This window comes from Seonamhaeicola sediminis (assembly GCF_004358095.2).
Classification (GTDB): domain Bacteria; phylum Bacteroidota; class Bacteroidia; order Flavobacteriales; family Flavobacteriaceae; genus Seonamhaeicola; species Seonamhaeicola sediminis.
Window position 1 is genome coordinate 415,723 of sequence record NZ_SMZJ02000002.1, and the last position, 24,181, is coordinate 439,903.

The window sequence follows — 24,181 nt, forward strand, 5'->3', positions numbered from 1 at the left end:
ATTAAAATTCAAAATATGAATGAAACAATGAAATATACAAGAAACACAAAATCCTTACTGTTCATGTCTTTTCTATTGATAGTGGTTTTAGTTATCTCTAGTTGTGATACAAATGAAACACAAACTGTAGCTACCTTTTCAGAATTGGTAATGGCAGACGAGTTTGATACAGATGGGGCACCTAACTCTGCAATTTGGAATTATGATATCGGAGACGGAACGGCTAATGGTTTACCAGCTGGTTGGGGAAATGGAGAATTGCAATACTATACAGACCGTTCAGACAATGTAACGGTTCAAAACGGGGTATTAATTATTACAGCTAAAGAAGAATCTTTCGGGAATTCTGATTACACGTCTGCTAGACTTTTAACTAAAGGAAAGTTTGAACAAACTTATGGTCGTTTTGAAGCTCGAATTAGATTACCTAACGGGAAAGGTTTATGGCCTGCTTTTTGGCTTTTAGGTGATGATTCCAATGGCACTGAGATTTGGCCACAAATTGGAGAGATAGACATTATGGAGTATGTCGGAGATGAGCCTAGCACTGTATTTGGTACCGTGCATGGCCCTGGATATGCTGGGGGTGAATCTGTAAGTAAATCATACAAATTAGATAATGATCGTTTTGATAACCGTTTTCACATTTTTGGAATAGAATGGGGACCAGATTATATTAATTGGTATGTAGATGATGTGTTATATAACCAACTTACCCCAGAAGACGTCCCAGGAGAATGGGTGTTTAATAGAGGGCCTTTTTATATAATTTTAAACGTAGCGGTTGGAGGGGCGCTTCCAGGAAACCCTAACGAAGAAACCGTTTTTCCACAAACCATGCTTGTAGATTATATACGAGTATATAAAAACAGTAACAACTAAAAAATATGACAATGAAAAAACTAATGAAAACTTTTAAATACATATCAATTTTGATATTAGCATTATCCTTTGTGGGTTGCGAAGACGGTGATGCGGTTTTACCAACAGTTACTGCGGGCTTTACTTACACGTTAAGTGATGCAGGTGTGGCAACATTTATTAACACATCAGAGAATGCTAATAAATATACTTGGAGTTTTGGTGATCAAAAAAATACAACTTCAAGATTAATTGATCCTATATTTGCCTATGGTATTGGGTCTTACTCAGTAAAGTTAACCGCAATTAATGTTGCTGGAGCGTCAGATACGTTTGAGTCGACAATCATGGTCTTAGACAAAGATGCGCCACTTATTGCTTTAATAGGAGATGCAACAATAAATGTAACATTAGGAGATACGTTTATAGACCCCGGAGCTACAGCATTAGATGAGGTAGATGGTGATATAACTGCCAATATTGTTGTTGGTGGTGATACTGTAGATACGAATACTGAAGGTACTTATGTAATTACCTATAATGTATCAGACTCGCAAGGTAATGCAGCAGATGAAGTAGAAAGGACTGTTATTGTTACGGCTGTTACATGCGAGGCTGAAACGGAAGAAAATATAGATCCAGCTAATGGAGATCTTAAATGGACATTTTTAACAAATGATATAACTCATACTTTTGAAGCATTCGGCAATACATCTGCAAGCATAGTAGATAATCCATTAATAGAAGGCATAAACACGAGTTGTAATGTACAGCAATTTATTAAAACAGAAGGCTGTGAAACATGGTCTGGAATGGGAACAGAATTGGCAACTGCATTAGATTTTACAGCACGCATTAATAACGTGTTTAAAATGAAAGTTTTAGCCGAAACGCAAGTAACAGATGTTACTTTGCGCTTGGAGCGTTTACCGTTCCCAGACACAGATCCTGCAGTTGAGAAAGTGGCGTCCATTACTGCTACTGGAGAGTGGCAAGAGCTAACTTTTGATTTTTCAGATGTTACTACTGGTACTTATAAAAGTGTAATTATTTACTTTGAAAGAAATACAGGTTGTGACGGAGACATATACTATTTTGATGACATTATTCAAACATCTGAAGCTTCTGGAGGTGGAGGCGGTTCTGATGAAACGGTTCTTTTAAATTTTGAAAACAATTTAGCAGGAGTAACCGCTTCAGAATTTAACACAGGAGGCGCATTAATTGCTAACCCAGTTTCTGGAGGAATAAATACGAGTCCTAATGTATATGAAGCGGCTTACACCACTGCCAATGATTGGTGGGGCGGTATAGGATTTGTTTTTGATGCCGGTTTAGATCAAGCAACTACCGTTTACAAAGCGAAATTCTATTCTACTGTAGCCCCAACCAATGTGTTATTTCAAGTAGAGGTAGATGGAACAAACCAGCCTGTTGGTGCTGTACAAGAAATTACTACTGCCAACGAGTGGGTAGAACTTACTTTTACGTTGGCAAACATTCCAAGTGGAGTGAATAGAATATTGATTCGTCCAGATGTAGGAGATCAAACTGGATTTAAGCCAAATACAGGTTCTCTTTATATAGATGATATAACTAAAGTTGACGGCGGCTCAGGTGGTGGAGGCGGCGGTACTTGCCCAGCACCACCATCTGGAGATTTTATATCAGATGGAGATTTTGAAGCTAATGCTGATTGTTGGGGTCTTTTTGACAATGGAGGGACCACAATCATTTCTACTAGCATAAGTAATGGGGGTGGTACTAATTCAGGTCAAATAACTACAACTACATTCGCAAACCCAGGGTTAAAGCAGGAAAGATTTGGAATAGGCACAATACAGCCAAATACCACTTACATAGTAACTTTTGATATTCAAGCAAGTTCGCCATTAATAGATGGCGCGGTATTCCAAGCATTTACATTTTCAGAACCAGCTGATGGGTCTAATGATCCTGCAGTACAGCACGTATTAATAGCTGGAGACGCAAGTGTTACTTCAGGTTGGACGACACGAACATATGAGTTTACAACTGCTGGTAATGTAGACGGAGGGGTTTCTCTATTATTCGAGTTAATTTGTGGAGGAGCTGCAACTTGTGGTGGAACCGTAAATATTGATAATGTTTCTGTTACTAGCAAATAGTGGCTGAATTAATGAAAATGTAAGGATAGAATTTTTATTGAAAGGGCTAGTTTGGTTATTAACCCGCTAGCCTTTTTGACCCAAGTTATTATGATCATAGCTTTAGTAGATAACAAACCAAAAGTAACCAACAGGATGAAAACAGTTAAAGGGGAATTAGTAAATATTAACGGCGAACGGTTCTATAAGATATCCAATAGCGATAAAATGCGCCCATTTTTTATGAGTATTGTAAGTGATTCTAATCACTGGATGTTCATTTCAAGTAACGGAGGTTTAACTGCTGGACGTAAAAATGCCGATTATTCGTTGTTTCCATATTATACGGATGACAAGATTACAGAAATGGCTGAATTTACAGGGAGTAAAACTATTTTTAGAATTCATGAAAATGATAAAACGCATTTATGGGAACCATTCTCTATTCGTCAAACTGGTATTTATGAGACTCAAACAAATCTCTATAAAAACCAATATGGAAACAAAGTAATCTTTGAGGAAACTAATCTTGATTTAGGTTTAACCTTTAGGTACCAATGGAATTCTAGTAATCAATTTGGTTTTGTAAAAAATTCTACCTTAATAAACAATACAGAAGAAGAAGTTGATATATCTGTATTAGATGGTCTTCAAAATATTTTACCCGCCAGTGTAACGGCAGATTTACAGAATATTAGAAGCAACCTTGTTGATGCCTATAAGAAAAGTGAATTGCAAACAGACGTAGGTTTGGGTATTTATGCTTTGAGTTCTGTTATTGTAGATAAAGCAGAACCTAGCGAAGCGCTTAAAGCCAATATTGTTTGGTCTTCCGGTTTGAAAAACCCAACCTATCTAATATCCTCTTTACAGTTAGATAACTTTAGAAAAGGAAATAGTGTTTCTCAGGAAACAGATATAAAAGCCGAAAAGGGAGCTTACTTTATCAATGCCAAAATAACTTTAAAACCGAATGCCGATAGACGCTGGATGTTTGTTGCTAACGTAAACCAATCCATATCGGATGTGGTTGAAATTTCAGAATTGATCAAAAATGAAGATGATTTGGTTGGCTTGTTACAAAAAGATATTGATTTAGGCACTACAAACCTCATTGATTTAGTAGGAGCATCTGATGGTATACAACTTTCGGCAGACCCACTTATTAATATGCGTCATTTTTCAAATACCCTCTTTAATATTATGCGCGGTGGTATTTTTGATGACGGTTACACCATAGAGAAAGATGACTTTATTAAGTATTTAAAAAAGGCTAATAACAACGTTTTTAGAGAAAAACAAGCACATATAAATAAATTAAAAGAATTATTTGCTCTTAAAGATATTCAAGACTTAGCAAATCAAGATGACCATAAAGATTTCCAACGCCTTTGTTATGAATATTTACCACTAAAATTTAGTAGAAGACACGGAGACCCTAGTAGGCCTTGGAATAAGTTTTCTATAAATACGAGGAGTGAAGTTGATGGCTCAAAAGTTTTAGATTACGAAGGTAATTGGCGTGACATTTTTCAAAATTGGGAAGCTTTAGCTTATTCATATCCAGAATTTATAGAGGGAATGATTCATAAGTTTTTAAATGCTAGTACTTTTGAAGGTTACAATCCTTATAGAGTAACGAAAGACGGGTTTGATTGGGAAGTTATTGAAGAAAACGACCCTTGGTCTTACATTGGGTATTGGGGTGATCATCAAATAATCTATCTTCTAAAATTCTTAGAATTTATTGAAGATCACTACCCTAGAACTTTAGAAAAACGATTTAATCAAGATGTATTTGTTTATGCCAATGTTCCTTACAAAATAAAAAGTTATCAAGATACCTTAAAGAATCCTAAGGACACCATTGACTTTGATCATGACTTGGATAATCTTATAAACCAAAGAAGAGAACGCTTAGGGGCAGACGGAGCCTTATTACTAGACCAAAAAGATGACATCTACAGAGTGAATCTTATTGAAAAGTTACTGGCAACCGTATTGTCTAAAATTTCAAACTTTATTCCAGAAGGTGGTATTTGGCTAAACACTCAAAGACCTGAATGGAATGATGCCAATAACGCCTTAGTAGGTAATGGCGTATCTATGGTAACACTTTACTACTTATACCGGTTTTTAAACCTATTTGAAAAGCTTTTAACTAAAGCGGAAATAAAACATGTTGAAATTTCGACCGAGCTACATGATTTCTATTCTGGTATTGTAAATACACTTAAGGCTAATGCGGCTATTCTCTCTGGAACAATTTCAGATAGAGACCGTAAAACGATATTAGATGGATTAGGAATGGCTGGTAGCAACTACAGGGAAGTTATATATGCAGAAGGCTTTTCCGGAAATAAAAAAGCACTAACTCTAGATGATGTTTCTGATTTTATTGCGGTTACAAAATCATATTTAGAACACAGTATTAAAGCAAATAAGCGTCATGACAACATGTATCATGCTTATAACTTGATGACGGTTGAAAATGATAATGAAGTATCTATTTCATACTTATCAGAGATGCTAGAAGGTCAAGTAGCGGCGCTTAGTGCTGGTTATCTTTCTCCAAATCAAGCCTTGAGCTTATTGGACGGATTGAAAAACAGCAGATTGTTTAGAGAAGACCAGTATAGCTACATTTTATATCCAGACAAAGAATTACCAAGATTTGACAAAAAAAACAATATACGCGCTGAAAAAGTGCAGGAATCTGCATTATTAAAACAATTAATTGCTGACGGCAATAGGCAGGTTGTTGAACAGGATATATTAGGAAATTGTCACTTCAACTCAAACTTTAATAATGCAAACAGTTTAAAAGTAGCGCTTGAAGAATTAGACTCAAAGTATCAAGGCTTAGTGAAAAAAGAAGAAGGCTTATTGCTTCAAGTATTTGAGGATATTTTTGACCATAAATCATTCACAGGGCGTTCAGGTACTTTTTTTGGTTATGAAGGTTTAGGGTCCATATACTGGCATATGGTTTCCAAATTACTATTAGCCGTTCAAGAAAACTGTTTAATGGCTATTAATAATAATGCAGATGCCGTTACTATTGGTAAACTTTTAGACCATTATTACGAAATCAATGCTGGTATTGGAGTGCATAAATCACCTGAATTATACGGTGCCTTTCCAACAGACCCTTATTCTCATACACCAGCCACCAAAGGAGCACAACAACCTGGAATGACAGGTCAGGTTAAAGAAGATATTCTGAGTAGATTTGGAGAAATAGGCGTTTTTGTAAAAGATGGCAAAATTGTTTTTAAACCCAATTTATTACAAAAAAAGGAGTTTTTAAACACGTCAAAAGTATTCCATTATACCAATGTAAATAAACAGGAACAAACTATTAATGTAAATAGTGGCGCTCTATGCTTTTTGTATTGTCAGGTTCCGATAATCTATAAACTGTCTAGTGAAGAGGGCTTAATGGTTGAATTGAATGACGGCAAATTTATAAGTGCTAAGGAAATGCATTTAGACTTAGAAACTTCTAAATCCCTTTTTGAAAGAAAAGGTGAGGTAAATAGAATTACAGTTTCGATAAAAAAATAGAAAACTAAAATGTTGAGAATAACCCAGTATCTAACACTTTCAATATTATTATTTATGCTAGGATGTATTAAAGCGCCAAAAACTACAAAGCAAATTACGGCAGCCCAAATTTTAGGAAACCCTAACTATTTAGCAATTTCTTATGGAGGATACCGTGAAAAATCCCGTGACCTACAACCCTCCATCAACGAGCTAAAAGATGATATGAAATTACTGTCTGCTATGGGTATCAAGGTTTTAAGAACTTATAACGTGCAGTTGCCACAAGCTCCAAATATCTTAAAAGCCATTACACAATTAAAAACCGAAGACCCTTCGTTTGAAATGTATGTTATGCTTGGTGCTTGGATTGATTGTAAAAACGCTTGGACAGGTTTAGAGCCCAATCATGAAGTGGAAAGCGAGCACAATGAAAGTGAAATTGCAAGAGCCGTAGCCCTAGCACAACAATACCCAGACATTGTGAAAATTATTGCTGTTGGGAATGAAGCTATGGTGCATTGGGCCACCAGTTATTTTGTGCGCCCTAATGTAATTCTAAAATGGGTAAATCATTTACAGAATTTAAAAATAAAAGGCAATCTACCTAAAGACCTTTGGATAACCAGTTCAGACGATTTTTCGTCTTGGGGAGGTGGTGATCCAGCATACCATACCGAAGATTTAAATAACCTTATAAAGTCAGTAGACTATATATCTATGCATACATATCCAATGCATAATACACATTATAACCCAGCTTTTTGGTTAATGCCTGAGGATGAGATAAACTTATCTGATAATGAAAAAATTGAATCTGCAATGCTACGCTCCTTAGAATTTGCCAAAAAACAATATGACAGTGTTGCAAATTATATGAAAAGTTTAGGAGTAAACAAACCCATTCACATAGGAGAAACAGGATGGGCTACGGTATCAAATGGGCATTATAGTGCCAATGGTTCCAGAGCCTGTGATGAGTATAAGTCTGGCAGATACTATGAGTTAATAAGAGAGTGGACAAACAAAAATAATATTTCCTGTTTCTATTTCGAGGCTTTTGATGAACAATGGAAAGATGCGGCTAATCCTATGGGTTCTGAAAATCATTTTGGATTAATAAACCTTAAAGGAGAAGCTAAATACGCCATTTGGGATTTGGTTGATAAGGGTGTTTTTGAAGGGTTAACAAGAGACGGAAACCCTATTAAAAAAACCTATAAAGGTGATAAAAAAGCCCTAATAAAAGAGGTCTTAACACCTCCTGTTGCAATGAGCGTTTTACATTAAAATCTAACAAAAGTGAAAGTAAAAAAGTTAACCGTTATAGGTGTTTTTTTAGTTATAATGAATTGCCAAGAATCAAATAAAAACAGCTTGCAAGCTGAAATTTTTGAAACCTCAGCCAAAGGTAATAAACTTACCATGATAACTGATTTTAAAAAAGTTGATGGTTTAGTTACTATTAAACTAATTCCAGAAAATACTTATCAAACCATTACCGGCTTTGGAGGTGCTTTCACAGAATCTTCGGCTTATTTATTGAAAAAATTGAGTAAAAATAATAGGGATACTATTTTAAAAGCTTACTTCGGAAAAGATGGTGCAAGGTATTCTCTTACCAGAACTCACATGAATTCTTGCGATTTTTCCTTAACAAACTACTCTTATACTCCAATTGAGGGTGATAAAAATTTAGAGCACTTCTCTATTAAAGAAGATATGGATGATTTAATCCCAATGATAAAAGATGCTCTTGCTATCTCAGAAGATGGCTTTAAAATATTTGCATCGCCTTGGACAGCGGCACCATGGATGAAAGATAACAACCATTGGGTTGGTGGTAAATTATTACCTGAATATTATGATACATGGGCTTTATTTTTTTCAAAATATTTGGATGCTTACAAATCCGAAGGAATAGACATCTGGGGGTTTACCGTTGAAAACGAACCCCATGGAAATGGTAATAACTGGGAAAGCATGCATTTTTCACCAAAGGAAATGACTGACTTCGTTCAATTTCACTTAGGTCCTAAATTAGAAACTGATGGTTTTGGTGATAAAATCATTTTAGGTTATGACCAAAATAGAGCTGGTTTAAAAGAATGGGTTGATGAAATGTACAGAGATGAAGCTTCCTCTAAATACTTCGATGGCACTGCTATTCATTGGTATGAAAGCACCTATGACTACTTTCCTGAGGCTTTACAATACGCGCATCAAAAAGCTCCAGATAAGTACTTAATTGAAACTGAAGGTTGTATTGATGCTGAGGTTCCTGTTTGGAAAGATGACGCTTGGTATTGGAAAAAAGAAGCTACTGATTGGGGTTGGGACTGGGCTTCTGAAGAAGAAAAATATTTGCATCCTAAATATGCACCTGTAAACCGCTATGCCCGTGATATTATTGGTTGTCTTAATAACTGGGTTGATGGTTGGGTAGATTGGAACATGGTACTAGATAAACAAGGCGGTCCTAATTGGTTTAAAAACTGGTGTATAGCGCCTGTAATTGTAGATCCTGAGTCTGATGAAGTTTATTTCACACCTCTCTATTATACCATGGCGCATTTTAGTAAATATATTAGGCCAGAAGCCAAAATTATTGGTTTAGAAAATTCTGATGAAAAATTAATGGCAACGGCAGCCCAAAACCCTGATGGAACACATGTGGTAATTCTATTTAATGAATTTGAAACACCAAAATCGGTCAATATAGTATTGAACGATAAAAATTTAGAAATAACTATAGACGCTCAAGCAATTCAAACTATTGTAATACCACAACCGGTAAAAGAGTAATTAACTAAACAAATATGAATGATGTCTAACACAAAAATAACTGCTAAAGATAGAGTACCCATAGGCCAAAAAGCTGCTTTTGGAGCAGGACACTTAGTCTTGAACTTATACCCAGGAGCTTTGGGATTCTTTATGTTCTTCTTATTGACAGCTTTTGGTATGGATCCCTTTTTAGCGGGGCTTCTAGGTGGGCTACCTCGTTTTTTTGATGCTGTAACCGATCCTATTATGGGGTTTATCTCAGACAACACAAGTTCTAAATGGGGCAGAAGGAGACCATATATTTTGGTTGGAGGCATTCTAAGCGCCATAACATTTGTTCTTTTATGGCAACTTGATGAAAATAATTCCTCAAACTATAATTTTTGGTACTTTTTAATTATGTCTATGGTTTTTCTCATCGGGAACACCATGTTTGCTACACCTCTTGTAGGTTTAGGATATGAAATGACTTCAGACTACAACGAACGTACTCGTTTAATGGCCTTTTCACAAACCGTTGGTTTATTGGCTTGGGTAATTGTGCCTTGGTTTTGGGTAATTATTGCAGACCCTGATATATTCAGTAACCAAGCTGAAGGAGTAAGAACTATGGCAATTTATGTGGGAGTAGTATGTTTGTTTTTAGGCCTATTACCGGCAATATTTTGTAGAGGTATAGATGCTTCTCACATGGGAAATAGAAAAAAATTAACCTTAACCAGTGTATTTAGTAATCTAAAAGATTTGTTCATCAGTATTAAAGAGGCTGTAAAAAACAGACCTTTTATGAAGCTATGTGGAGCCACTTTTTTAGTGTTTAATGGTTATCAAATTGTAGCATCTTTTAGTTTCTTCATTTTCGTTTTTTACATTTTTAATGGAAGCTATGAAGCCACTGCAACATGGCCTGCTTGGTTTAGTTCTATGGGGGCATTGGTTTCTGCATTTTTGGTAATTCCCATTGTTTCCGCAATGTCTGGAAAATGGGGCAAAAAAAATGCTTTCATTATTTCTACAGCGCTTTCTATAGTGGGTTATATCATGAAATGGTGGGCTTTTACTCCTGATAATATATGGCTTTCTTTTATTCCAATACCTTTAATGTCATTTGGCTTAGGAAGTTTATTCACATTAATGATGAGTATGACCGCTGATGTTTGTGATTTAGATGAACTACGTAATGGAATGCCTAGAAAAGAAGGAACCTTTGGAGCCTTATATTGGTGGGTTGTAAAACTCGGACAAGGATTAGCATTAGTGTTAGGGGGTCTAGTCTTAAAACTTATAGGTTTTGACGGTAACGCAGCAACACAAACTGCAGATACTTTAACAAAATTAAGAATCGCAGATATAGTAATTCCTGTGGTAACTGCAGGATTGGCTATATGGGTTATGTGGAAATATAGCTTATCTGAAGAAAGAGCTAAAGAAATTAAAGCGCAATTGGAAGAAAGAAGAGGTGTATTATAATTATATAACGGTTAAACAATAAACCAAAACAACATGTCAACTAAAATAATCATCATCATTGGGGTTGTTCTTATTTTAATTGCAATCCTAAGTAGTATAAAAAGAAACTCAGACTCCAGGTTAATAAGTACAAAACTCGGGGTCCCATCGGGAATTATAGGTGTTTTAATGTTAATATATGCTAGCTATTCATCCGATTTAGTACAATATAATAGACAAATTGAACAAGTATCAATTGGCAACAAATTGAAAATAGAGGGAGAGGTAATTAACACAAAAGTGGTTTCTCCTATTGATCAAGATTCTGTGGATTGCAGAATTTTAACCATGGGCGTATACCCAAAAGCTAACAAAAATGATATTTGGGTATTAATTCATCCAACTGATGATCGTTACTATCCACAATCAGACCATACCAATACATCATACAAAAGAGATGGTGAATGGCAAGTAGTTACCCGTTTTGGTGGTGATTTAGGGGAAGCTTATGACCTAATTGTTTATGAAACAGACAGTATTGCTTCTAATTTCTTTAGTTCAACCATTTTAAAATGGAAAGAAGTCAATGACTATCCTGGTTTAAAACTAGAAGAAATACCAATCAGTACTAAAGAAGTAGACAGAATTAAAATATATACCAGAAAAAATTGCAGGGGGATATTTTAAAGTCACTTTGTTGAGAAATAGAATCGAAAACGTTGAATTAATTAATTACAATTTAAGATGTCGTACAGAGAAGAATCATATTATAAATCTAATTATAGCCAGATAGCAACGGCGGGTATTAACCTTTCAGATTATTCTTTAGATGAATTAAAAGCTTTATGGCGTAAAACCATTCAAAATGGTTTTCATGGTATTTGCTTTAGTATGTATAAAGATGGACAATCACCAGGAGATAATATAAATATGCAACAAGTTGAAGATCGAATAAAGATACTAAAGACTTATGTAGGTGCCATCCGCTCATTTTCATGCATTGAAGGCAATGAATTTGTGCCAATAGCAGCAAAAAAACATGGTTTAAAAACCTTGGTAGGCGCATGGTTAAGCAACGACAAAGAAGATAATGAAAAGGAGATTGCAGGCTTAATTGAATTGGCAAAATCTGGAAATGTTGATGTAGCTGCTGTAGGTAACGAAGTTCTTTATAGAAATGATTTAACCCTTGATGAATTGGTTGAATATATAAACCGTGTTAAAGAAGCTTTGTCTGGACTTGATATCCCTGTGGGTTACGTAGATGCCTATTACGAGTTTTCAAGACACCCCGTTTTAGTAGAAAGTACTGATGTTATATTAGCAAATCTATATCCCTATTGGGAAGGTTGTCCTATTGAATACGCGCTTGGTCATATGCAGTCCATGTATGGCTCTGTGGTAGATGCTGCTCAAGGTAAACCCATTATTATTACAGAAACGGGGTGGCCTAGTCAAGGTGGTGGTTTAAATGGTGCTATTGCAACCGAAGAATCTGCTATGAGGTACTTTATAGATACTATTCGATGGACAAAAGAAAATGACATTCCCATTTTCTACTTTTCATCTTTTGATGAATCTTGGAAAACAGGTGATGAAGGTGATGTTGGTGCCTATTGGGGGCTTTGGGATAAACATGAAAATCTCAAATTTTAAAGTCTTATTCATAACTAAAAACCATGTCAATAATTAAAACAACATCAAAAAGTAAAGTTCCACTAGGGCAAAAAGTGGCGTTTGGTGTTGGCATGCTAGCCAACCAAATGTTTCCTGCTATTCTTGGAATTTTTATGGTGGTTTTAATTCAAGATTTAGAGTTTACAGGGTGGATGTGGTCTCTTATATATTTCTTCCCAAGAATTTTTGATGCCATAACAGATCCTATTATGGGTTATATCTCTGATAATACAAAATCCAAATGGGGTAGAAGAAGACCCTATGTTTTAATAGGAGCTTTAATAATGGGAGTCTCATATATTTTTATGTGGCAACTATTTAAGGAAAATTCATTACAATATAATTTTTGGTATTTCTTCTTATGGTCAATTGTATTTTACTTTGGCCTTACCTTATTTAGCGTGCCTTATGTAGCTATGGGCTATGAAATGAGTGACGATTTTCATGAACGCACCAGTATTATGGCTGTAGCCCAATGGATAGGACAATGGGCTTGGGTAATAGCTCCTTTATTTTGGATTATCATGTATGATCCTAATTGGTTTCCTTCTGCAGAAATAGCTGCACGCCAACTAGCCATTTGGGTAGCCATACCCTGTGCTATTTGTGCTATGGTTCCAGCCATTTTTTTAAAGAGCAAGTCTACTTTAAATGAAAATTATGAACCAATAAATTTGAAAAAAATAGGTGACAGTTTAAAGAAGATATTTGTTAATAGTTTTGCCGAAGCTTTCAATATTAAGGAGTTTAGACAACTCTGTGCAGCTACTTTCTTAATTTTCAATGCATTTAATACTGTTGCAGCCCTTACCTTTTTTGTTATTGTTTATAAGCTGTTTAATGGGGATGCTGCAGCTAGTGGTATTTGGGTGTCTTTGTTCGGGTGTTTGGGTGCTTTGGGTACAACATTTATAGTTATTCCAATAGTTACTTGGATGTCTAAAATTATGGGTAAGAAAAAAGCATTTATGTGGTCTCAAGGTATTTCAATCATTGGATATATTTTGCTTTGGTTTTTATTTGTTCCTGGTAAGCCTTGGATGTATATTATTGCACTTCCATTTTTTTCCTTCGGAATAGGCAGTCTTTTTACAATAATGATGTCTATGACAGCCGATGTCATTGATATAGATGAATTAAATTCAGGATTAAGAAGGGAAGGTATCTTTGGAGCCATTTATTGGTGGATGGTTAAAATTGGTTTTGCCATTGCCGGAGCTCTAAGTGGTGTTATTATTTCTATTGTGGGATTTAACCCCGATCTAACTACCACAGAACAACAAACAGCCGTTGATGGTCTTCATGCTTTTTTCTGTTTTTTCCCAATGGTAGGTACATTGCTTGCCATGTATATCATGCGTAATTATAATGTAACTGAAGAGCGATCTAATGAGATTAGAGCTGAATTAGATAAAAGAAAAGTGAATTCTAATTTTAATGCAAATGTCGTACAGAGTAGATAAAGTAATGTCCTTATCAGGAGGTCATCTTGAGAATAAAACCTTAAAGGGATTACAAAACCTTTTTAAGCGTGTCTTTAATAATGGTATGCATGGACTTTGTTTTAGTCCCTATCTAGAAGGACAGGAACCTGGAGATCATATTACTGAAAAGCAAATTAGAAAGAGAATGAAAATCATTAAACCATACACAAAATGGATACGTTCTTTTTCTTGTACTGAAGGTAATGAACTTATCCCAATAATAGCAAAAGAGTATGGTATTAAAACTTTGGTGGGCGCATGGTTAGGTAATGATAATGAAATTAATAAAAAGGAAATAGCAGGTCTTAAAAGACTCGCTAATCAAGGTTATGTAGATATTGGCGCTGTGGGTAATGAGGTTATGTACAGAGGTGATTTGACTGAGGATGAATTAATAGGCTTTATTTATGATGTAAAACGAGATTTAACTAATACTCCTGTTGGTTATGTGGATGCCTATTATGAATTTAGTCACAGACCAAAAATAACCCAGGCTTGTGATGTTATTCTAGCTAACTGTTACCCATTTTGGGAAGGTTGCAGTAATGAGTACTCTTTAATCTATATCAAAGATATGTATAACCAAGCTATTAAGGCGGCTAATGGTAAAAAAGTAATTATCACAGAAACTGGATGGCCCAGTGATGGTAAACCTTTACAAGGAGCTATACCATCGTATGAAAATGCTATGAAGTATTTTATAAATACCCAGCAATGGTCTAAAGAAGATAATGTTGATATATTCTATTTTTCATCATTCGATGAATCTTGGAAAGTAGGTGCTGAGGGCGATGTTGGTGCCTTTTGGGGATTATGGGATAAGAATGAACAAACAAAGTTTTACAGTAACAGTCCATTATCAATTAAAAACATAAAGGTATTTCTATAAAACACTTTATCAATACACAGAAGAGAATGATATTGATATCTTTTATTTCTATTTCATTTGCTGAGTCTTGTAAAGTTGGTTCAGAGCGAGATGTAGTCGCGTAATGGAGACTTTGGGATAAAAATGAAAAGCATAAATTTTTTAAGCAACCTTCTTTGTTGAAGAAGGGAAAAAGACCAATTATTTAAATAGGATTCTTGAATTAAAATTATTGGGCCTTTTTATACGATTATAAGACTAATAGCATCAAATTAACTGCTTTTTAAAGTTTTTAAAGGTCTTAGGTAGCACAACATTAATAATCAGAGCAATACAATAATAAAATACACCACAACATTACCACAACATTGGCTGTAAATGTTTGACTACACCTATTAAATCGAATATTTCATGCTCGTAATAAACTAATAGAAATAGGGCTTTTATGATATATTAATAAATAAAAGCAATAAATATTAAAGTGTATGTATTTTGTATGGGTGTAAAATAAGGATTCTTTAAATAGACCATTTAACTTTGAGAAACAACAACTTATAATACATTATTAATTATTTAAAACTATTTATGATGAAAAAAATTACGTTTTTATTAACCCTTATCACTATTTCTTTGGGGTTCGCTCAACAACAAACCTACCTTATAGACTTCGAAGACGGAAATGTAGGTAGCGATGCATCTCTTTGGACTTCTTTTAATTCAAATCCCCCATCAGAGGTGGTTACTAATCCTCAAGCCAATGGTGTTAACACAGATGCTACGACTAAGGTGTTAAAAATAGTTACACCACCACTCGCAGCTCCAGGCGGAGGTTGTGCTGCAGGTCTTGAAACTGATAACGGCACTATAGGTACTTGGGATTTAGATTCTGGGGTTCCTAGTAATACATCACTTAGTATGATGGTACATAAATCAACAGTTGGTAGGATTGGAATGCAATTAATTAATTCTACAGGTGGTCTTGTTGTTGGATTTACTGATGGCGCTACAATACCAGTAACTGTTGCTAACGAGTGGCAACTGATTACCTTTAACTTTTCAATTGATGCATCTAATGTTAGTAAGCTTGTTATATTTACAGATTGGACTTGTGACCAAGGAGCTACTAGAGCAACTGAGAGCATTTTACATATAGATAATATTACATGGGGTGGTGATAAAGTTTTGGATCCTGTTATACCAGGTCCACCTGTTGCTTCATTCGTTGATGATTTTGAATCAGGTTTAGGTGATTATGGTGTTGGTGGAGATGGAGGAACATTAACTTCAATCGCTAATCCAGATCAGACAGCTCCAAATACCTCGGCCAATGTGGCACAATTGTCAGGTATAAATACTAATTTATATACTCATATTGAGAAAACTGTTGCAGATGGATTCGATTTATCATCTGGAGACAGAGGTTTTTCAATTATGGTAAGAGGTTCAAGTACTGTACCTGTTAAATTTAAACTTGAAGGAGGCGCCGTGGTTGATCTTGATTTAACTTACACAGATGTGGGGAATTGGCAGAAATTAGTTTATGATGTTTCAGGTAATACGTCGACAAATAATACTAAACTGGTTGTGTTTTTTGATATAGAGAATAATACTACTGTTCCAGGTGGAGATTTTCAATTCGATAATATAGAAATGGGAGCTTTAGCTAGCTTAGGAACGGATGATTTAAAATTAGAGTCCTTCAAGGCTTTCCCTAACCCAACCCAAGATAGTTGGACCATTAAAACCAAAAATGAGATTATTAATACCATTAAAGTATATGATGTTTTAGGTAAAAATGTATTAACAACATCACCAAATGATAGCGAAGCAAATATAAGCGGGAAACAATTAAAAACAGGACTTTACTTTGCAACCATTTTAACTCAACAAGGACAACAAACATTAAGGCTAGTAAAGCAATAGAGTTTGTAATAATAATTATTCGAAAAGGTGCTTTTTCAGGCACCTTTTTTATTAAACTATACTAAATGCCATGAAAGCGCCAATATCAAGCTTAGTGTTTGTATTATTGTTTATTATTGCCATCACAGCCCATTCACAAGTTGCAGTTGGCAATGGTAGTTATACAACAACATTCCCTGGAACGGACTCTGCCGGAAGAAATGGATTTCCTTCAGGTACTCCTTTCATATCTGGAACGGCTTCAGGAAAACCTGTTCCTACAAATGATTGGTGGTCTGCTTTGATAAAAAATGGTTCAGCAGATAATCTGTTTAACTATCCCATGACTATGAAAACAGTTAATCAAGGTGTGGTGGTAACCTATATTCCATGGGGCGTTATTGATGATCAACAACCAATTATTGTTGGAGTTCAAGGTCTAAATGCCAGCCAAACTACCGTTTCAGATTATTCTGATTGGACTGTGACTATGGATTGGTCAAGCAAATTCAAAGCTACCTCGGGTATAGGAATGCCATTTATTTATTTTGAAAAGGAAAATACAGAAGTTGCTTCTATTACCATAAACCTTGGAACAGTAAACGTTTCGGGTGAAATGATTACGGTTACTGATGCTAGGAATGGTGGAGATTTTGCTATTTATGCTCCTGTAGGCAGTACCTGGACGCAAAATGGAAACACCTATACTTCTACGCTAAATGGAAACAATTATTGGTCTATGGCCATGATTCCATTAACCGCATCCAACGTTAACACTGTGGCTAATGAATATAAAAAATACGCCTATGTATTTCCTACAAATACAGAAGTAGCCTGGAGTTTTAACGAAAGTACATCCAAGGTTACAACAGTCTTTAATACAGCGGTTGATGTGAAAGACGGTTCGGTAGTTAACACCAATATACTTCAAGGTTTATTACCGCATCAATGGGATAATTTGGCTTCTGGTTCTCCAGTACCTAATGGATATACTTATGATAGTGTAAGAGGTGATTTAAAAACTTTAGTAGGAAACTCGTTTACAGTTGAAAATACTTTTAAAGGGATACTTCCCACCCTTCCCTACTTAGCAAACTACAGCGACAGTTTTAGTCCAGCAGACCTACAGACGAAAATATCTCAAATTGAAAATGATGCTTTAGCAACTTGGACGGACTCTTATAACGAAGGCCAGGTAATGAATCGTTTAATACAAACCGCAAGAATTGCTGATCAAATGGGCAATACGGTTGCTAGAGATAAAATGGTGGCAACTATTAAAGAGCGATTGGAAGACTGGTTAACCTATCAATCTGGTGAGGTGGCATTTTTGTTTTACTATAATAGCAATTGGTCTGCCATGTTGGGTTATCCGGCAGGACATGGGCAAGATAACAATATTAATGATCACCATTTTCATTGGGGATACTTTATCCATGCAGCAGCCTTCATGGAACAGTTTGAACCTGGTTGGGCGGATCAATGGGGCGATATGGTAAATTTATTAGTTAGGGATGCTGCTTCTTCTAACAGAAGTGACACTCAATTTCCATTCTTAAGAAATTTTAGTCCTTATGCCGGACATTGCTGGGCTAATGGTTTTGCATCATTTCCGCAAGGAAACGACCAGGAGTCAACATCAGAAAGTATGCAGTTTAACTCCTCTTTAATTCACTGGGGTTCAATTACTGGAAATGACACTATTAGAGACCTTGGAATTTACCTATATACAACAGAGCAAACGGCAGTAGAAGAGTATTGGCTTGATATGAACGAAAGAATCTTTCCAACATCTCAATATAGCTTGGTGTCTCGTGTTTGGGGAAATTCTTATGATAATGGGACTTTTTGGACATCAGATATTGCAGCTTCTTACGGTATAGAGCTATACCCCATGCATGGTGGATCTTTATATCTAGGACAAAATACAGCTTATGTTCAAAAGATATGGAACGAACTAAAGGCGTTTACAGGAATTTTAAATCCAAATGATACCAATCCAAATTTATGGCACGATACCATTTGGAAGTATTTATCATTTTTAGACCCTGCTGAAGCCATATCGCTTTATAACGCTGACCCTGATAGGGTTTTAAAATTTGGTGTTTCTGATGCACAAACCTACCATTGGTTACACGCTATGAATGCCATGGGACAATTAGATGCTACTATAACTGCTAATCATCCTATAGCAGCAGTATTTAATGACGCAGGAGACAAAACCTATGTGGGGCACAATTATTCAGATACTCCTATCATAATAACGTTTTCAGATGGTTTTATGTTAGATGTACCAGCCAATTCAATGGCTACTAATAAAGACGTTAATGTTTCTGGAACCATAACATCAAACATCTCAGAAGGTGATGAAAATGATAGTGCTATCCTAACCGTAACCACTACAGGAGGCAATATCACCAAAGTCGAGTTTTATAATGGCAATACCCTTTTAGGAGAAGATACTACAACACCATACAATATGAATACAGGAACTCTACCATTTGGTATTCATAATGTGTATGCAAAAGTTTATGCTGGAACGAACTTTAATGTTACAAACATTGTAAGCATTCAAATAGGAAGCCAAGTACCATATTCTGGTACAGCCTCTACAATTCCTGGAACCATTGAAGCTGGTCATTATGATGTTTATGAAGGCGGAAATGGCCAAAACATAGCTTATTTTGATGGATCTATAGACAACCAAGGTGGTTTTAGACCAACAGAATATGTAGATGCTAAAAGCGTAGCTGGAGAAGGTGACACTGTAGGCTGGCTTTCTGGTGGCGAATGGATGGAATACACTGTAAATGTAGCAACCACCGGATGTTATAATTTAAGTATAAGGTATACTTCAGGAAACACGAGTGGAGGCGGTCCTATTTATTTTGAAGTAGATGGTATAAAAATTAGTTCAGATATTGCTTTTGCATATACAGGAGATTGGAATAACTGGAGTTCAAAAGCAACAACTATAGACTTAACAGCAGGAATCCACGTTTTAAGATTAGGAGTCTCTAATGGTGAGGTTAATATAGGCCGGATGACATTCTCATACAACTCAAATGTTTGTGAACCCCCCGTAGAAAATACAGGATTACCATTCGATTTTGAAACAACACCTGTTACTGCTGATTTTGAAGACTTTGATGGTGGCACAGGAACTGTAGAAGCTGTTTCGGGCCCACGAACTATTGGAAACTCTAGTGCTAACCTAGCTAAAATAGTTAGAAATGGCGGCGCTGTTTGGGCAGGTTCTAAATTAACTTTAAACGAACCTTTAAACTTCTCCACTAAGGGATATATTACACTTAAAATTTGGACAGACGCTCCTATTGGAACCACTGTAAAAATGAAATTAGAACAAGGCTCTCCTGCAGTAAGTGCATATGACCTAGATAGAGTTACCACTAAAACAGGAGAATGGGAAACATTAAGCTGGAATTTCTCTGGGTTAGGTATAACTGCTTTTGATAGATTGGCATTTATGTTTGATTTTGGTAACCTTGGCGATGGAACAGCAACCTCTACATTTTATTTTGATGATGTACAACATGTTGCAACGCTATCGTCACAAAAGTTTGAAAAACAGCAGTTTAAAGTGTTTCCTAATCCAACTCAATACAGTTGGACCGTAAAAACACAAAACGCTAATATCAAATCTATAAAAGTATTTGATGTACTAGGTAAAAATGTCATGTCTTTAAAGCCAAATAAAAATGAAGCGTCTATTAATGCTTCGCAGTTAATTTCGGGATTGTACTTTGCACAAATTAGTACAGATTCAGGAACAAGTAGTATCAAACTTATTAAGCAGTAAAACTGTTTAGTTTAGTTGTTTGTTGATAAAGGCACTTATAAATAAGTGCCTTTTTGTTTAACTAAATTTGTTACTTTTTTTAAATGCTTGTTTTATATTGGTTTGTGTATGTGTTTACAATTGATTAAAATGAATATGTATAGGTTAAGTGTGAATAAAATATCTTTTACATTCTTTTTACTCTACCTCCAAAAACACGATCTTCATTAACTGTTTTTGGATTGCCATAAACAAACACATCGCCACCCGCTCGTATTTTTATATCCACCAAATCTTTAGCATTTACATGAGCTTCTCCTGCAGCTCTAACAGCTACTTCCGTTTTATCGGTTTTTAATTCAGCTCCTTTATATTTTCCGCCTGTTAATAAAGAAATATCCTGACTTTTAGCCTTACCTGTTAATGTAATTACACCTCCTGTAACCGATTTGATATTAGCGTAAGTAACATCAATTTTAACATCAATTTTTCCGCCTTCTTGTGCTTTTAAATCTATTTCAAATTGTTTTATCTTATCTTCAGATGTTACTGTAGCACCTTCATTAACATCTATCACATCAACTTTTGAGTAATATAACTTTACTTGAGTTTCATTACCATCAAAAATTTCCTTTAGATTCATTTTAATTTTTAAGGTTCCATTTTTGTTATTAATAAGTACGTTTTCAGTATTAATACCTGTAATTATTACCTTATTTTGTTTTGATTCTATTAATTCAACATTAATTAAATCATACACTTTTAACTCACTAAATTCTCCTATCTCCTTTTCAATTTTATTCTGAGAGAATACTATTGAAGTAAAAAGAAATACTGTTATTATAGATAAATGTTTCATGGATTAATTATTATAGATTATTGATAGAACGCAAAACTATCAAGAATTATTCCTTTATGAATAAACTTTATAAAAAAATAGTTATATAGCTATTCTTACAGCTGTTCCTGTAACTGAAACAAAAAAGTAAACACCTGATGATGTTTCTACATCTAAACTAATACCTACAATTGCATTTGCTTTTAAGTTTAAAGCATTAGTTTTTAAATCTTGAAAAGCTTCTTCTTTAGCTTTATTAATAATATCTGAAGTAATTTCTAAATTTTTATCTGTGCGAAAGGAATACTTCTTTTTTATATCTGTAGAAACTCCTGTTACTATACCTAAATAAGCTTCTATTTTATATCCTTCTATAGAATCTGTTGTTGTTAGTATCATACTTTCAATTTTTTAATTTTTTAATTAGTTAGCATCTTAAATAAAATGTTACACCAAATCTCCAGATTTTCCAACCAAATGAAAATCTAAATGTTTTTTTATTAAATCAGTGTTTTTAACTTTTACAACCACTTCATCACCTAATTGATACATGTTTTTAGAATGCCTTCCTATTAAAGCAAACTGACTTTCATCAAACGCATAATGATCATCCGTAATATCACGTATACTTACCATCCCTTCGCATTTATTTGAAATGATTTCAACGTAAATACCCCAATCTGTAACCCCTGAAATTACACCTAAAAACTCTTGGTCTTTATGATCTTCCATAAAACGAATTTGCATATATTTTATAGAATCACGCTCTGCCTTGGTTGCTAAATATTCCATATTACTAGAATGTTTGCATTTTTCTTCATAAACTTCTTCATTAGCAGATTTACCGCCGTCTAAATAATGCTGTAATAATCTATGTGCCATCACATCAGGATAACGGCGAATAGGTGACGTAAAATGTGAATAATAATCAAAAGCCAACCCATAATGACCAATATTATGTGTTGTATATTCAGCTTTACTCATGCTTCTAATAGTTAAGGTATCTACTAGATTTTGCTCTTTTTTTCCAACAACATCAGATAATAAACTGTTTAATGATGCTGAGGTTGATTTTCTATCTTTAAAATTTAGTTTATAACCAAACCTAGTTACAATGTTTTGAAGTGCCGCTAACTTACTAACATCGGGTTCGTCATGAACCCTATATACAAATGTTTTCTTTGGATTTTGTTTACCAATAAACTCAGCCACTTTTTTATTAGCTAACAACATAAACTCTTCTATAAGTTTGTTGGCTTCTTTACTGGTTTTGAAATAAACACCTTCCGGATTATTGTCTTGGTCTAAATTAAATTTAACCTCTACTTTATCAAAAGAAATAGCACCATTTTTCATGCGTTTTCTTCTCATAATTTTCGCCAAGGTATTTAATTTTAAAATAGCTTGAGCTATTGCTGGATTAGTACTATAAGTTTTTCCAGTTAACGATACTTCTTTAGGAATTTGAGTAATAATTTTATCAATATTAAACACTTCCTCTGCCTTAATTGTAACATTATTTTCTATAATAGCTTGAGCTTCTTCATAAGCAAAACGAGCATCGCTATAAGTAACAGTTCTACCAAACCATTGATCCTTAACTTCAGCATTATCATTAATCTTAAAAACAGCAGAAAAGGTATATTTTTCTTCATGTGGCCTTAGAGAGCAGGCATTATTAGATAATACCTCCGGTAACATAGGTACAACTCTATCTACTAGATACACTGAAGTTGCACGCTCAAAAGCTTCTTCATCTAAAACAGTACCTTCCTTTACGTAATGTGATACATCTGCAATATGAATTCCTATTTCGTATAAACCATTTTCTAAAATAGTAAATGATAAGGCATCATCAAAATCTTTAGCGTCTTTAGGATCTATGGTAAAGGTTAAATCCTTACGCATATCCCTACGTTTAGTAATTTCCTGTTTTGTTATAGAGGTATCTAACTTATTGGCATATTCTTCAACTTCATAAGGAAATTCGTAAGGCAAACCATACTCAGAAAGTATAGCATGTATTTCAGTGTTATGTTCTCCTGGTTTCCCTAATACTTTAATAACCTTACCATAAGGAGAATCTGCATTTTCTGGCCAATCTTCAATCCTTACAAGTACTTTATCACCTTCTTCTGCTTTAAAAGTTTTATTTATAGGAACAAAAATATCTTTATACATTTTTGAACTATCAGGAATTACAAATGCATACTTTTCATGTATTTGAATCACACCAACATACTCATTTTTTTCTCTTTTAATAATATTAACAATCTCTCCTTCTAGTTTACCACGTTTTCTTCTTTTGTATAGATAAAATTCAACTTCATCACCATGTAAAGCTCTGTTTATATTATTAGAAGCAATAAAAACATCTTCATCAAAAGCATCACAAATAACATATCCAGATCCTCTTGAAGATAAATCTAAAACACCTGTATGGTATTCTGTATTGATAACAGCTTTAAACTTACCTCTCTCTACTTGCTGTATTTCCTCTTTAATAGCAAGTTTAGCTAATGTTTTTATAATTTGATTTCTACTACTAGCATCATTAACACCTAACTTAGCAGCTATTTGTTTATAATTAAAGCTTTGGTTTCTATCTTTTTTTAATATACTTAATATTGAATTTGTTAAGTTTTGAATACCCTTTTTTCCGGGTTTCCCTTTTCTTTTTCTACTCATTTATTTTTTTAATCATTTCTATTTCCGAAGTTACTGGAAATTCTGTTACAAAATAGCTTTGTTTCTGGAGAAGGTGCGCTATTTATTTAATACAAAGCTACACTTTTAATATTAAAACATATTTATATAAAGTTAAATTCAAATAAATAAGGTTAT

General features: G+C 34.6%; 15 protein-coding genes. 12 read left to right on the top strand and 3 right to left on the bottom strand.

The genetic code is table 11. From position 1 onward, the window contains the following. Positions 1-27: 27 nt before the first annotated feature. The 12 genes from E1J38_RS04450 (at position 28) to E1J38_RS04505 (ending at position 20,520) form a co-directional block, all read left to right on the top strand. The gene (locus E1J38_RS04450; protein WP_255449782.1) at positions 28-882 is read left to right on the top strand and encodes a glycoside hydrolase family 16 protein; all 855 of its coding nucleotides are present in this window, start codon (positions 28-30) and stop codon (positions 880-882) included. Positions 883-893: 11 nt separating this feature from the next. After that, a complete protein-coding gene (locus E1J38_RS04455) occupies positions 894-3,008 on the top strand; it encodes an immunoglobulin-like domain-containing protein (RefSeq protein WP_222428231.1) in 2,115 nt (704 codons plus the stop codon). 90 nt (positions 3,009-3,098) lie between these two features. Continuing rightward, complete coding sequence (locus E1J38_RS04460; RefSeq protein ID WP_500801820.1) at positions 3,099-6,554, top strand: 1,3-beta-D-glucan phosphorylase, GH149 family; 3,456 nt, start codon at positions 3,099-3,101, stop codon at positions 6,552-6,554. Between the two features lie 9 nt (positions 6,555-6,563). Next, complete coding sequence (locus E1J38_RS04465; protein WP_133355641.1) at positions 6,564-7,823, top strand: glycoside hydrolase family 17 protein; 1,260 nt, start codon at positions 6,564-6,566, stop codon at positions 7,821-7,823. A 57-nt stretch (positions 7,824-7,880) separates the two neighbouring features. Further along, positions 7,881-9,338 carry a glycoside hydrolase family 30 protein gene (locus E1J38_RS04470; protein ID WP_133355990.1) on the top strand — a complete coding sequence of 486 codons (1,458 nt, stop codon included), beginning with the start codon at positions 7,881-7,883 and terminating at the stop codon, positions 9,336-9,338. 18 nt (positions 9,339-9,356) lie between these two features. Next, complete coding sequence (locus E1J38_RS04475; RefSeq protein WP_255449783.1) at positions 9,357-10,790, top strand: MFS transporter; 1,434 nt, start codon at positions 9,357-9,359, stop codon at positions 10,788-10,790. Positions 10,791-10,823: 33 nt separating this feature from the next. Beyond that, a complete protein-coding gene (locus E1J38_RS04480; RefSeq protein WP_133355640.1) occupies positions 10,824-11,456 on the top strand; it encodes a hypothetical protein in 633 nt (210 codons plus the stop codon). Positions 11,457-11,513: 57 nt separating this feature from the next. Further along, positions 11,514-12,425 (top strand): glycoside hydrolase family 17 protein, encoded by a 912-nt coding sequence (locus E1J38_RS04485; protein WP_133355639.1) that lies wholly within the window; start codon positions 11,514-11,516, stop codon positions 12,423-12,425. A gap of 23 nt (positions 12,426-12,448) precedes the next feature. After that, positions 12,449-13,909 (top strand): MFS transporter, encoded by a 1,461-nt coding sequence (locus E1J38_RS04490; RefSeq protein WP_133355638.1) that lies wholly within the window; start codon positions 12,449-12,451, stop codon positions 13,907-13,909. After that, on the top strand, positions 13,890-14,819 hold the full coding sequence (locus tag E1J38_RS04495) for a glycoside hydrolase family 17 protein (protein WP_133355637.1): 930 nt from the start codon (positions 13,890-13,892) through the stop codon (positions 14,817-14,819). Before E1J38_RS04490 ends, E1J38_RS04495 begins: the two co-directional genes overlap by 20 nt. A gap of 564 nt (positions 14,820-15,383) precedes the next feature. Continuing rightward, positions 15,384-16,721 (top strand): T9SS type A sorting domain-containing protein, encoded by a 1,338-nt coding sequence (locus E1J38_RS04500; protein ID WP_133355636.1) that lies wholly within the window; start codon positions 15,384-15,386, stop codon positions 16,719-16,721. A gap of 70 nt (positions 16,722-16,791) precedes the next feature. Next, the gene (locus tag E1J38_RS04505; RefSeq protein WP_133355635.1) at positions 16,792-20,520 is read left to right on the top strand and encodes a glycosyl hydrolase; all 3,729 of its coding nucleotides are present in this window, start codon (positions 16,792-16,794) and stop codon (positions 20,518-20,520) included. A 166-nt stretch (positions 20,521-20,686) separates the two neighbouring features. On the opposite strand, the gene E1J38_RS04510 is transcribed toward E1J38_RS04505, so the two are convergent. From E1J38_RS04510 to E1J38_RS04520, 3 genes are all read right to left on the bottom strand, one after another. Further along, positions 20,687-21,358: a head GIN domain-containing protein gene (locus tag E1J38_RS04510; RefSeq protein WP_133355634.1), complete on the bottom strand. Its 672-nt coding sequence runs from the start codon at positions 21,356-21,358 to the stop codon at positions 20,687-20,689. Positions 21,359-21,439: 81 nt separating this feature from the next. Further along, positions 21,440-21,736 (bottom strand): heavy metal-binding domain-containing protein, encoded by a 297-nt coding sequence (locus E1J38_RS04515; RefSeq protein WP_133355633.1) that lies wholly within the window; start codon positions 21,734-21,736, stop codon positions 21,440-21,442. Positions 21,737-21,784: 48 nt separating this feature from the next. Next, positions 21,785-24,025 carry a ribonuclease R family protein gene (locus E1J38_RS04520; protein ID WP_133355632.1) on the bottom strand — a complete coding sequence of 747 codons (2,241 nt, stop codon included), beginning with the start codon at positions 24,023-24,025 and terminating at the stop codon, positions 21,785-21,787. Positions 24,026-24,181 lie beyond the last annotated feature (156 nt).